A 12,669-nucleotide genomic window follows, 5' to 3' on the forward strand; every position below is an offset into this window, starting at 1 on the left:
GGAAGACCTAAACGCGTGGGGTCCCGAAGCCCCGTCCGACGAGAGGCCCCGCCATGTTCGAGAAGATCCTCGTCGCCAATCGCGGGGAGATCGCGATCCGCGCGTTCCGGGCCGCGGTCGAGCTGGGGGCCCGCACGGTCGCCGTCTACCCGCACGAGGACCGCCACTCGCTGCACCGCCTCAAGGCGGACGAGGCGTACCTGATCGGCGAGGAGGGCCACCCCGTCCGGGCGTACCTCGACGTCGAGGAGATCATCCGCGTGGCGCTCGAGTGCGGCGCCGACGCCATCTACCCGGGATACGGCTTCCTCTCGGAGAACCCCGACCTGGCGCGCGCGGCGGCGGCCAACGGCATCGTCTTCATCGGCCCCGACGCGGGCGTGCTCGAGATGGCGGGCAACAAGGTCACGGCGAAGGAGCACGCGACCGCGGCGGGCGTCCCCATCCTCGCCTCGACTCCGCCGTCGACCGACGTGGAGCTGCTGCTCGAGCAGGCCGCGGGCATCGGCTTCCCGATCTTCGCCAAGGCCGTCGCGGGCGGCGGCGGCCGGGGCATGCGCCGCGTCGAGCGCGCGGAGGACCTCGAGGACGCGCTCCGGGCCGCGATGCGGGAGGCGGACAGCGCCTTCGGCGACCCGACGATGTTCCTCGAGCAGGCCGTGCTCCGGCCGCGGCACATCGAGGTGCAGATCCTCGCCGACGCCACGGGGGAGACCGTGCACCTCTTCGAGCGCGACTGCTCGGTGCAGCGCCGGCACCAGAAGGTCGTGGAGATCGCCCCGGCGCCGAACCTCGACCCGGCGATCCGCGACGCCATGCACGCCCACGCGATCGCGTTCGCCCGGAGCATCGGCTACGTCAACGCGGGCACGGTCGAGTTCCTGCTCGACACGGACGGGCCGCGAGCGGGCCAGCACGTCTTCATCGAGATGAACCCGCGCATCCAGGTGGAGCACACGGTGACCGAGGAGGTCACCGACGTGGACCTCGTGCAGTCCCAGATGCGCATCGCGGCGGGGGAGACGCTCGCCGGTCTCGGCCTCCGCCAGCAGGACGTGGTGCTGCACGGCGCGGCGCTGCAGTGCCGGATCACGATGGAGGACCCCGCGCAGGGCTTCCGGCCGGACACCGGCAAGATCACGACGTACCGCTCTCCGGGCGGCGGCGGGATCCGCATCGACGGCGGCACGGTCGCGACCGGCGCGCAGATCAGCCCGCACTTCGACTCGATGCTCGCGAAGCTCACGTGCCGCGGGCGCGACTTCCCGACCGCGGTGACGCGGGCCAAGCGCGCCCTCGCCGAGTTCCGGATCCGCGGCGTCTCCACGAACATCCCCTTCCTCCAGGGCGTGCTCGACGACCCCGACTTCCAGGCGGGCGACATCAGCACGTCGTTCATCGACGAGCGGCCCGGCCTCGTGCGCAGCAACGTGTCGAAGGACCGCGGCACCAAGATCCTCAACTGGCTCGCCGACGTCACGGTCAACCAGCCGAACGGGCCGCGCACCGCGGTCGTCCGGCCCGCCGACAAGCTGCCCGACGTCGACCTCCGGCAGCCGGCGCCCGCGGGATCCCGTCAGCGCCTCCTCGAGCTCGGGCCGCGCGGCTTCGCCGAGGCGCTCCGCGCGCAGACCGCCCTCGCGGTCACGGAGACGACGTTCCGCGACGCGCACCAGTCGCTGCTCGCGACGCGCGTGCGCACGCGCGACCTCGTGGCGGTCGCCCCGTACGTCGCGCGCACGACGCCCGAGCTGCTCTCGGTCGAGGCGTGGGGCGGGGCCACCTACGACGTGGCGCTCCGCTTCCTCGGCGAGGACCCCTGGGAGCGGCTCGCGTCGCTCCGCGAGGCGCTTCCGAACGTCGCGATCCAGATGCTGCTGCGCGGCGCCAACACCGTCGGCTACACGCCGTACCCCACCGAGGTCACCGAGGCGTTCGTGCAGGAGGCCGCGGCCACCGGCGTCGACGTGTTCCGGATCTTCGACGCGCTCAACGACGTCGAGCGGATGCGGCCCGCCATCGACTCCGTGCTCGCGACCGGCACCACCGTCGCCGAGGTCGCCCTCTGCTACACGGGCAACCTGCTGGATCCGGCCGAGGACCTCTACACGCTCGACCACTACCTCGGCCTCGCCGAGCGCAGCGTGGCGGCGGGCGCGCACATCCTCGCGATCAAGGACATGGCCGGGCTCCTGCGTCCGGCCGCGGCCGAGCGCCTCGTCACCGCGCTCCGCCGCGAGTTCGACCTCCCCGTGCACGTGCACACCCACGACACCGCGGGCGGCCAGCTCGCGACCCTGCTCGCGGCCAGCCGCGCCGGCGCCGACGCGGTCGACGTGGCGAGCGCGCCCATGTCGGGCACCACGAGCCAGCCGTCGGCGTCCGCGCTCGTCGCGGCCCTCGCGGACACCGAGCGCGACACGGGCCTCTCGCTCGACGCGGTCAGCGACCTCGAGCCCTACTGGGAGGCGGTCCGCCGCCTGTACCGGCCGTTCGAGTCCGGGCTCGCCGGGCCGACGGGGCGCGTGTACCGGCACGAGATCCCGGGCGGCCAGCTCTCCAACCTCCGGCAGCAGGCCATCGCTCTCGGCCTCGCCGACGACTTCGAGCTCATCGAGGACATGTACCAGGCGGCCGACCGGATCCTCGGCCGCATCCCGAAGGTCACGCCGTCGTCCAAGGTGGTCGGCGACCTCGCCCTCCAGCTCGCGGCCGCGAAGGCCGACCCGGAGGACTTCGCGAGGAACCCGCAGGACTACGACATCCCCGACTCGGTCGTGGGCTTCATGGCGGGCGAGCTGGGCGACCTGCCCGGCGGCTGGCCCGAGCCCTTCCGCACGCGCGTGCTCCAGGGCCGCGACGTGCGCATCGGGGTCACGCCGGTCTCCGACGAGGACCGGGCCGCTCTCGAGGTGCCCGGGGCCGCGAGGCGCCGCACGCTCAACCGCCTGCTCTTCCCGCAGCCGACCGAGCAGTTCGAGACCATCCGCGAGCTCTTCGGCGACCTCTCCGTGCTCGACACGGACGACTACCTGCACGGCCTCCGCCCGGGGCAGGAGCACGCGGTGCGGATCAGCCGGGGCGTCGAGGTCCTCATCGGCCTGGAGGCCGTGGGCGAGGCCGACGAGTCGGGCATGCGCACCGTCATGGTCGTCATGAACGGGCAGCTCCGCCCGGTCTTCGTGCGCGACCGCGGCATCGCCGTCACCACGACCGCGGCCGAGCGCGGCGACCCGGCGAGGCCCGGTCACGTGTCGGCGCCGTTCTCCGGCGTCGTCACGCTCAAGGTCGAGGAGGGCGACGTCGTCGCCGCCGGCCAGGCCGTCGCGTCCATCGAGGCGATGAAGATGGAGGCGGCCATCACGTCGCCCGTCGCGGGCCGTGTCGCGCGGCTCGCGGTCCCCACCACCCAGCAGGTCGACGCGGGCGACCTGCTCGTGGTCGTCGAGCACCAGGAGATGAGCCACGCATGACGGACCAGGACCAGGACCAGCAGCAGGACGAGCGCTACGACCTCGTGATCGTGGGGGCCGGATCCGGCAACTCGATCGTCGACGAGCGCTTCGCCGACCAGCGCGTGCTGCTCGTCGACGACGGCGAGCACTTCGGCGGCACGTGCCTCAACGCGGGATGCATCCCCACGAAGATGCTCGTGCACGTGGCGGACGTCGCCGCGGAGACGCGCGACGGCGCCGCCCTCGGGATCCGCGCCTCCGTCGACGCCGTGGACTGGCCCGCCATCGGCGCGCGCGTCTTCGGCCGCATCGACGCGATCAGCGAGGGCGGCCGCGAGTGGCGCGAGTCGGGGATGGAGAACGTCACGCTGCTGCGCGAGAGCGTCGGCTTCGAGGCGCCGGGCGTGCTCGTCTCCGCGAGCGGGCAGCGGATCACCGCCGACCGCATCGTGCTCGCGGCGGGCTCCCGCCCCCGGCCGCTGCAGGCCGTCTACTCGCCGGACCCGGACATCCACGACTCCGACTCGATCATGCGGATCGCCGAGCTGCCCGCGTCGCTCCTCATCGTGGGCGGCGGCTACGTCGCGGCGGAGTTCGCGCACGTCTTCAGCCACCTCGGCGTGCACGTCACGCAGGTCGCCCGCTCCGCGCACCTCCTGGGCAACCTCGACGCCGACGTCTCGACGCGCTTCACGACGCTCGCCCGCACGCAGTGGGACGTCATCACGGACTGCGAGGTCGAGGAGATCGAGCGCGACGGCGACGTGCTCCGCTCGCGCCTCGCCTCCGGCCACCTGGTCGAGACGGAGGCCGTGCTGGTCGCCCTCGGCCGCGTCCCCAACACGGACACGCTCGCGGTCCAGGACGCGGGCTACGACCTGCACGACGACGGCCGCATCGTGGTCGACGACCGGCAGCGCGTGCTCGCGGGCGGCGAGCCGGTGCCCGGCCTCTTCGCGCTCGGCGACATCAGCGCCGACCACCAGCTCAAGCACGTCGCGAACCACCAGGCCCGCGTCGTGCAGCACAACCTGCTGCACCCGGACGACCTCATCGGGGGAACGCCCGGACCCGTCCCGCAGGCCGTGTTCTCGCGCCCGCAGATCGGCTCGTTCGGGCTGACGGAGGCGGAGGCGCGCGAGGCGGGACCCGTCGTCACGATCGAGCAGCCGTACTCGTCCACCGCCTGGGGCTGGGCGCTCGAGGACACGACGTCGTTCTGCAAGCTCGTGGTGGATCCGCGCGACGGCGGCACGATCCTCGGGGCGCACATCATCGGCTCGGACTCCGCGGCGCTGATCCAGCCGCTCCTCATGGCCGCGAGCCTCGGCCACCGGGTCACGGGCCTCGCTCGGGCGCAGTACTGGCCGCACCCGGCCGTGACGGAGATCGTGGAGAACGCCCTGCTGTCCGCCGAGTCCGCGGTGGCCGACTGGGCACGGGAGAATGGGGGAGGCGACGCGCCCGCGGGGGCCGGTCGATCCTGACCCGCCGCCACACCAGGAACCACGGAAGCAGAGAATGACTGAACGACAGATCCGCCTGTTCGGCGATCCGGTGCTGAAGACCGTCTCCTCGGAGATCCGCGAGATCGACGAGGGCGTGCGCGCCCTGGTCGAGGACCTCCTCGACAGCGTGCGGCCCGACGGCCGCGCCGGGGTGGCCGCCGCGCAGATCGGCGTGAACCTCCGCGCCTTCAGCTACAACGTGGGGCCGGCGTTCGGCTACATCCTCAACCCCGTCATCGAGGAGCTGCGCGGCGAGGCCGTCCTCGTCGACGAGGGCTGCCTCTCGGTGCCGGGACTCTGGTTCCCCACCATGCGCTACCCCGAGGCCGTCATCACCGGCATCGACCTCGACGGCAAGCCCGTCCGCATCGAGGGCACGGGCGTCCTCGCGCAGGCGTTCCAGCACGAGGTCGACCACCTCGACGGCCTGGTGTACCTCGACCGGCTCGACAAGCAGCGCCGCCGCGAGGCCATGAAGCAGGTGCGCGAGTCCGACTGGTTCTGACCGTGCCGTCGGCCCGCGCGCTCGCGCGGGCCGACGCTCGGGATCAGTGGACCAGCGAGTGCCCCTCGGTCGTCGGCGCCGCCTCGTAGATCCGGGTGATCACGTCGGCGAACGCCTCCAGCACCACCCGGCGCTTGATGCTGAGCTTCGGCGTCAGGTGCCCGGCCGCCTCGGTGAGCTCCACCGGCAGCACGACGAACTTCCGGATGGACTCCGCGCGCGACACCGTCGCGTTGGCCGCGTCGACGGCGCGCTGCACCTCGGCGAGCACCGCGGGGTTCTGCGACGCCTGCTCGAGCGTCATGGCGGGATCCTGCCCGTTGTTGCCGAGCCACACCTTGAGCATCTCGGGATCCAGCGTGATGAGCGCCGAGATGAACGGCCGCCGGTCGCCCGCGACCACGACCTGCCCGACGAGCGGGTTCGCGCGGATGGGGTCCTCGAGCGCCGCCGGGGCGACGTTCTTGCCGCCGGCGGTGACGATGATCTCCTTCTTGCGCCCCGTTATCGTGAGGTAGCCGTCGGCGTCGTAGCTGCCGAGGTCGCCCGTGCGGAACCAGCCGTCGTCGAAGACGGCCGCGGTCGCCTCCTCGTCCTGCCAGTACCCGTCGAAGACGTTGACCCCCTTGACCTGGATCTCGCCCTCGTCGGTGATGCGGGTCGCGACCCCGGGCATCGCCGGCCCGACCGTGCCGATGCGGAAGCCCTTGACGAGGTTGACGCTCACCGGCGCCGTCGTCTCCGTGAGGCCGTAGCCCTCGAGGATCGTGAGGCCGAGCGAGCGGTAGAAGTGCCCGAGGCGGAGGCCGAGGGGCGCGGATCCGCTGACCGCGAAGCGCACGCGCCCGCCCATCGCCTGCCGGATCTTGGAGTACACGAGCGCGTCGAACAGCTTGTACTGGAGCTTCAGCGCGAGCGGCACGGAGCCGGCGTCGACGGCGACCGAGTGCGCGTACGCGACCTCGGCGGCCTTGCGGAAGACCTTCCCGCGCCCCGCGCCCTCGGCCTTCTGCTCCGAGGAGTTGTACACCTTCTCGAAGACGCGCGGCACGGCGAGCAGGAACGTCGGCTTGAAGGAGGCGAGCGCGGGCAGGAGCTGCGTCGTGTCGGCCTGGTGCCCGGTCTTCACGCCCGCCTGCACGTTCAGGATCGAGATGAAGCGCGCGAACACGTGCGCCGTCGTGATGAACAGCAGCGTCGAGGCGCCGACCTGCACGACCTCCTCCATCGCGACCTCGGCGTTCCGCGCGAGCTCGACGAAGTTCGCGTGCGTGAGGACGCAGCCCTTCGGCCGGCCGGTGGTCCCGGACGTGTAGATGAGGGTCGCCATGTCCGAGCCGACGGCGATGTTCCGGCGACGCTCGATCTCGGCGTCCGGCACGTCGACGCCCTGCTCGGCGAGCTTGTCCAGGTCGCCCAGGTCGATCTGCCACACGCGGCGGACGGCGGGCAGCTCCGGGTGGACCTCGTCGAAGCGCGAGAAGTGCTCGGCGGACTCGAGGATCATGGCGACGCTGCCCGAGTCCTGCATGTTCCAGTGCACCTGGCCGGGGGAGGAGGTCTCGTAGACCGGGACGAGGACGGCTCCGGCGAAGAAGACCGCGAAGTCGACGAGGGTCCACTCGTAGCGCGTCCGGCACATCATGCCGATGCGCTCGCCCGGCTCGATCCCGGCGGCGACCAGCCCCTTCGCGAGGGCGACCACCTGGCGGTGGAACTCGGACGCCGAGACGTCCCGCCACCCGCCCGACCCGTCCGGCAGCGCGAACAGCGGAGCGTCGGGGCTCGTCCTCACGCGGTGCACCAGGACGTCGGTGATGTTGTCGTCGGGTCTCGCCTCGACGGCGGCGGGCATGGTGTGCTGTTCCACGGCAACTCCCTCGGTACCGGAAATGGATGTGATCAGCTTAAGGGGCGGGCCCGTCCCGCGCTCGTCCCCGGTCGGGGGCGCCGGACGCGTCACTAGGATCGACTGGCGAGACGAACGGAAGGGCCCGCGGAGTGCATGCAATAGGGATCGACATCGGCGGGACGAAGATCGCGGGGGCCGTGGTCGACGAGCTCGGCGTCATCGCGGCGGAGGAGCGCACGCCCACCGAGGCGAGCAGCCCGGACGCCATCGTGGAGGCCGTCGTCGGCATGGTCGAGCGGCTCCGCGCCGAGCACCCCGACGTGGTCGCCGTGGGGGTCGCGGCGGCGGGCTTCATCGACGCCGCGCAGTCCACCGTGTACTACGCCCCGAACATCAACTGGCGCAACGAGCCGGTGCGCGAGAAGCTCCGCGGCCGGATCGACCTCCCCATCGTCATCGAGAACGACGCGAACGCCGCGGGCTGGGCCGAGTTCCGCTACGGCGCGGGGCGCCTCGTCAGCGACATGGTGACCCTGACGATCGGCACGGGCGTGGGCGGCGCGATCGTCGCCGACGACCGGCTCTTCCGCGGCGGCTTCGGCGCGGGCGCCGAGCTCGGCCACATGCGCGTCGTGCCCGACGGCCTGCCCTGCGGCTGCGGCGCCCGCGGCTGCATCGAGCAGTACGGATCCGGCCGCGCGCTCCTGCGCACCGCCGACGAGCTGGCCGACCTCGGCGGCACGCACGGCGAGGGCCTCGCCGCCCGCCGCCGTGAGGTGGGGACGCTCACCGGCCACGACGTCAGCGACCTCATCCAGGCGGGCGACCCCGGCGCGCTCCTCGCCCTCCGCCGCCTCGGCGGCTGGCTCGGGGAGGCGGCCGCGAGCATCGGCGCGATCCTCGACCCCCAGATGTTCGTGATCGGCGGCGGCGTCGCGCAGGCGGGCGACCTCCTGCTCGACCCCATCCGCGAGGCGTACCTCGCGCACCTCCCGGCCCGCGGGTACCACCCGGAGCCGGAGTTCCGCATCGCCGAGCTCGTCAACGACGCCGGCGTCGTGGGCGCGGCCGACCTCGCGCGCCGTCACGCGGCCACGCTGCGCCACGGGGCCTGACCCCGGCGTCGGCCTGCGGCATCGCGCGTCCCCGGCCGCCTATGCTGGATCCGACCCCACCCGGAAGGTGACCGACGATGTTCTACTGGTTCATGAAGAACCTGGTCGCCGGACCCCTCCTCCGGAGCACGTTCCGGCCGTGGGTCACCGGGCTCGAGAACATCCCCGCCAAGGGCGGCGTGATCCTCGCGAGCAACCACCTCTCCTTCATCGACTCGGTGTTCCTGCCGCTGCTCGTGGACCGCAACCTCGTGTTCCTGGCGAAGAGCGACTACTTCACGGGTCCCGGCCTCAAGGGCTGGGCGACGAAGATGTTCTTCACCGCCACGGGCATGCTCCCCATCGACCGCTCCGGCGGCAAGGCGTCCGAGGCGTCGCTCAACACGGGCCTCCGCGTGCTCGCCGAGGGCCGCATGCTCGGCATCTACCCCGAGGGCACGCGCAGCCCCGACGGCCGGATGTACCGCGGCCGCACGGGCGTGGCGCGCATGATCCTCGAGGGCGACGTCCCGGTCGTCCCGATCGCGATGATCGACACCGAGAAGGTCATGCCCATCGGCACGCGCATCCCGAAGGTCCGCCGGATTGGTGTGGTCATCGGCGAGCCGCTAGATTTCAGTAGGTTCGCCGGCCTCGAGGGAGACCGCTTCATCCTCCGCTCCATCACCGACGAGATCATGTACGAGCTCTCGAGGCTGAGCGGCCAGGAGTACGTCGACGTCTATGCGACCTCGGTCAAGGAGAAGCGCGCGAGCGCGGCCCGCTGACCGACGCCCGCCTGACTCCACCGCGCACCACGCGCACGACACGAACCGGGATCCCACCGTGGCCTCTGAGCACCTCGTCCCCGCCCATCCCGACGTCCTCGCCGGACTCGACCACTGGCGCACGCTCGAGGTCAAGCAGCAGCCGCAGTGGCCCGACGCCGCGGCCGTCCACGCGGCGTCCGCCGAGATCGCCCTGCTGCCGCCCCTGGTGTTCGCGGGCGAGGTCGACCAGCTGCGCGCGCGCCTCGCCGCCGCCGCCGACGGCCGCGCCTTCCTCCTCCAGGGCGGCGACTGCGCCGAGACCTTCGCCGGCGCCACGGCCGACGCCATCCGCAACCGCGTGAAGACCGTGCTCCAGATGGCCGTCGTCCTCACGTACGGCGCGGCCATGCCCGTCGTGAAGATGGGCCGCATGGCCGGCCAGTTCGCCAAGCCCCGGTCGAGCGACTCCGAGACGCGGGGCGACCTGACGCTGCCGGCGTACCGCGGCGACATCGTCAACGGCTACGACTTCACGCCGGAGTCGCGCGCGGCCGATCCCGCGCGCCTCGTGAAGGGGTACCACACGGCCGCCTCCACGCTGAACCTCATCCGCGCGTTCACGCAGGGCGGCTTCGCCGACCTCCGCGAGGTGCACAGCTGGAACAAGGGCTTCGCCGCGAACCCGGCGAACCAGCGCTACGAGCAGCTCGCGCGCGACATCGACCGCGCCATCAAGTTCATGGAGGCCGCGGGCGCCGACTTCGACGACCTCAAGCGCGTCGAGTTCTACACCGGCCACGAGGGGCTCCTCATGGACTACGAGCGGCCCATGACGCGCATCGACTCGCGCACCGGCACGCCGTACAACACGTCGGCGCACTTCATCTGGATCGGGGAGCGCACGCGCGACCTCGACGGCGCGCACGTCGACTTCCTCTCGCGGGTGCGGAACCCGCTGGGCGTCAAGCTCGGGCCGTCGACCACGCCGGAGACGGTGCACGAGCTCATCGAGAAGCTCGACCCGGACCGCGAGCCCGGCCGGCTCACCTTCATCACGCGCATGGGCGCGGGGAGGATCCGCGACGCGCTGCCGCCCCTGCTCGAGGCCGTCAAGGCGTCGGACGCCAACCCGCTCTGGGTCACCGACCCGATGCACGGCAACGGCCTCACCACGCCCACCGGGTACAAGACCCGGCGCTTCGACGACGTCGTGGACGAGGTGCAGGGCTTCTTCCAGGCGCACCGGGCGGCGGGCACGCACCCCGGCGGCATCCACATCGAGCTCACCGGCGACGACGTGACGGAGTGCCTGGGCGGGTCCGAGCACATCGACGAGGCCACGCTCGCCACGCGCTACGAGTCGCTGTGCGACCCGCGGCTCAACCACATGCAGAGCCTCGAGCTCGCGTTCCTCGTCGCCGAGGAGCTGGCGGCCGCGCGCAGCTGATCGCTCCGGCACGACGACGATGCCCCGCCGCCCTCAGGGCGGCGGGGCATCGTCATGCGAGCCCGGGCGGATCAGCCGGACGCGGTGATCCCGAGGTTGACCGTCGACCCGCGGCGGGCGAGGGCCTGCGCCTCCGGGCTCGCCGACGCCACGCGCGTGATGCTGTTGGGCAGGGCATCCCAGAAGGCGGAGTACGCGTACTTGAAGCCGGCCGCGTCGAGCGCCGCCTTCGCCTCGTCGCGCGTCAGGCCGACGACCGTCGGCACCGCCACGAGGTCCGGCCCCTTGGAGATCTCCAGGCCCACCTTGCTGCCGGGCGCCCCGTCGAGGCCCGAGCGCACCGGGTCCTGGTCCAGCGCGTAGACCGAGATGACCTCGCCCTTCTCCACGTCGTCGCTGAAGCTCTGCTTGCCGGCCTCGCCCACGAGGCCCGCCTGCGCGAGCGTGGCGACGGCCTGGTCCACCGAGCGTCCGGCGACGTCGGGGATCCGGCCGGCCGCGACCACCAGGGTCACGGGCTGCTGCTCCGGGTACTGCGCCGCGATGGGGGCTCCCGAGGCGTCCAGCACCTGGACGACCGTGCCCTCCTCGGCGTCGCCGTACTGGCGGATGGTGGCCTCCTGCACGACGAAGGGCACGCCCTCGAGGCGCGTGCGGGCGTCCGACTCCGCGGCGCCGGTCACGTCGGGCACGTCGAGCAGCCGCGGTCCGGTGGAGGCGTACAGCGTGACGGTGGATCCCTGGTCGACGGGCGTGCCGGACGCCGGGACGCTGCGGGTCACGTGGCCCACCTCGACGTCCACGCTCGGCTCCTCGGCGCGCGCGACCACGAACCCCTGGCCCTGCAGCGTGCCCGCGGCGTCGTCGACGGCCATCGCCGTGACGGACGGCACGGGCACGCGCGCGCCCGGGCCCTGCCCGTAGTACCAGCCGGTGCTGCCGGCGAGCGCGGCGAGCATGACGACGAGGAGCGCGAGCACCCATCCGCGGGAGCGACGACGGGATCCGGCCGCGGCGAGCGCGACGACCGAGTCGGGCTCGGTGCGCTCGGTCTCCTGTCGCGTCATGACGGGCGGGCCGCCCACGACCTGGGTCTCGCCGGTCGTGACGGACGGGAGCGCCGGGGCGCTCGGGAAGACGACGGTTCGCTGGAGCGGGGCCGGGTCGCCCGATCGCGCGTCGAGCCGGTTCTGCACGGCGTACAGCTCGTCGAGGAGCGCCCGGGCGTCGCGGGGCCGCTGCTCGGGATCCCGCGCGGTCGCCCACAGCACCAGCTCGTCGAGCTCGACGGGCACGGACGCGTTCGCCGTGCTGGGGGTGGGCACCTGGTCGTTCGCGTGCTGGTAGGCGATCTGCATGGGCTGCTCGCCCTTGAACGGCTGCTCGCCCGCGAGCATCTCGTACATCATGATGCCGACCGCGTAGATGTCGCTGCGGGTGTCGGCGATGCCCCGGGTGACGAGCTCGGGGGAGAGGTACGCGATGGTCCCGAGGAGGGCCTGCCCCGTGGCCGTGTTGGCGCTGACCGCGCGCGCCAGGCCGAAGTCGCCGATCTTGATGCGCCCGTCGTCCGCGAGCAGGACGTTCTCGGGCTTGAGGTCGCGGTGCACGATGCCGGCCTTGTGCGCGGCGGCGAGGCCGGAGAGCACGGCCTCGAGGATGTCGAGGGTCTGCTCCGGCGTCAGCCGCTCGTACTCCTGCAGCAGCTCGCGCAGCGTCATGCCGGGCAGGTACTCCATGACGAGGTACGCCATGTCCGAGTCCTGGCCCTGGTCGAAGACGTTCACGACGTTCGGGTGCGCCAGGCGTGCGGCCGACCGCGCCTCCTGGATGAAGCGGTCGCGGAACGCGCTGTCGTCGGCGAGGTGCCCGTGCATCACCTTCACCGCGACGCGGCGCTCCAGCCGCAGGTCGGTGGCGACGTAGACCGTCGCCATGCCGCCGCGCGCGATGCGGGACCTGACCTGGTATCGACCGTCGAGGAGACGGCCGATCATGGGGTCGGTCGGGCTGGAGGTCACTGGATGATTCTAGGGAT

8 protein-coding genes are annotated in these 12,669 nt (G+C 72.5%); 6 read left to right on the forward strand and 2 right to left on the reverse strand.

The window, feature by feature from the left end:
* The first annotated feature begins 53 nt into the window (after positions 1 to 53).
* Genes FGI33_RS03750 through FGI33_RS03760 form a run of 3 tightly spaced genes read left to right on the forward strand, consistent with a single transcriptional unit; the run spans position 54 to position 5,468 of the window.
* A complete protein-coding gene (locus FGI33_RS03750) occupies positions 54 to 3,473 on the forward strand; it encodes a pyruvate carboxylase (RefSeq protein WP_119433743.1) in 3,420 nt (1,139 codons plus the stop codon).
* Positions 3,470 to 4,942: a mycothione reductase gene (locus tag FGI33_RS03755; RefSeq protein ID WP_119433744.1), complete on the forward strand. Its 1,473-nt coding sequence runs from the start codon at positions 3,470 to 3,472 to the stop codon at positions 4,940 to 4,942. The genes FGI33_RS03750 and FGI33_RS03755 overlap by 4 nt, the downstream gene beginning before the upstream one ends.
* A gap of 34 nt (positions 4,943 to 4,976) precedes the next feature.
* A complete protein-coding gene (locus FGI33_RS03760) occupies positions 4,977 to 5,468 on the forward strand; it encodes a peptide deformylase (RefSeq protein ID WP_119433745.1) in 492 nt (163 codons plus the stop codon).
* Positions 5,469 to 5,511: 43 nt separating this feature from the next.
* Here the strand turns inward: FGI33_RS03760 and FGI33_RS03765 are convergent, their stop codons facing one another.
* The gene (locus tag FGI33_RS03765; RefSeq protein ID WP_119433746.1) at positions 5,512 to 7,338 is read right to left on the reverse strand and encodes an AMP-dependent synthetase/ligase; all 1,827 of its coding nucleotides are present in this window, start codon (positions 7,336 to 7,338) and stop codon (positions 5,512 to 5,514) included.
* Positions 7,339 to 7,469: 131 nt separating this feature from the next.
* On the opposite strand from FGI33_RS03765, the gene FGI33_RS03770 reads away from it, so the two are divergent.
* From FGI33_RS03770 to FGI33_RS03780, 3 genes are all read left to right on the forward strand, one after another.
* Entirely contained in the window at positions 7,470 to 8,435 is a 966-nt protein-coding gene (locus FGI33_RS03770; RefSeq protein ID WP_119433747.1) for an ROK family glucokinase, read from the forward strand.
* Positions 8,436 to 8,512: 77 nt separating this feature from the next.
* Complete coding sequence (locus FGI33_RS03775) at positions 8,513 to 9,202, forward strand: lysophospholipid acyltransferase family protein (protein ID WP_119401200.1); 690 nt, start codon at positions 8,513 to 8,515, stop codon at positions 9,200 to 9,202.
* Between the two features lie 58 nt (positions 9,203 to 9,260).
* A complete protein-coding gene (locus FGI33_RS03780) occupies positions 9,261 to 10,631 on the forward strand; it encodes a class II 3-deoxy-7-phosphoheptulonate synthase (RefSeq protein ID WP_119401199.1) in 1,371 nt (456 codons plus the stop codon).
* A 71-nt stretch (positions 10,632 to 10,702) separates the two neighbouring features.
* Here the strand turns inward: FGI33_RS03780 and pknB are convergent, their stop codons facing one another.
* Positions 10,703 to 12,652, reverse strand: coding sequence for a Stk1 family PASTA domain-containing Ser/Thr kinase (gene pknB, locus FGI33_RS03785; protein ID WP_119433748.1), 1,950 nt, complete (start codon positions 12,650 to 12,652; stop codon positions 10,703 to 10,705).
* Between the last annotated feature and the right edge of the window lie 17 nt (positions 12,653 to 12,669).

Origin of the sequence: Clavibacter phaseoli, assembly GCF_021922925.1 — a bacterium.
Taxonomy (GTDB): Bacteria; Actinomycetota; Actinomycetes; order Actinomycetales; family Microbacteriaceae; genus Clavibacter; species Clavibacter phaseoli.

Coding starts and splice junctions, on each gene's coding strand:
- FGI33_RS03760 (WP_119433745.1), top strand. CDS start 4,977: ATGACTGAACGACAGATCCGCCTGTTCGGCGATCCGGTGCTGAAGACC.
- FGI33_RS03775 (WP_119401200.1), top strand. CDS start 8,513: ATGTTCTACTGGTTCATGAAGAACCTGGTCGCCGGACCCCTCCTCCGG.
- FGI33_RS03755 (WP_119433744.1), top strand. CDS start 3,470: ATGACGGACCAGGACCAGGACCAGCAGCAGGACGAGCGCTACGACCTC.
- FGI33_RS03750 (WP_119433743.1), top strand. CDS start 54: ATGTTCGAGAAGATCCTCGTCGCCAATCGCGGGGAGATCGCGATCCGC.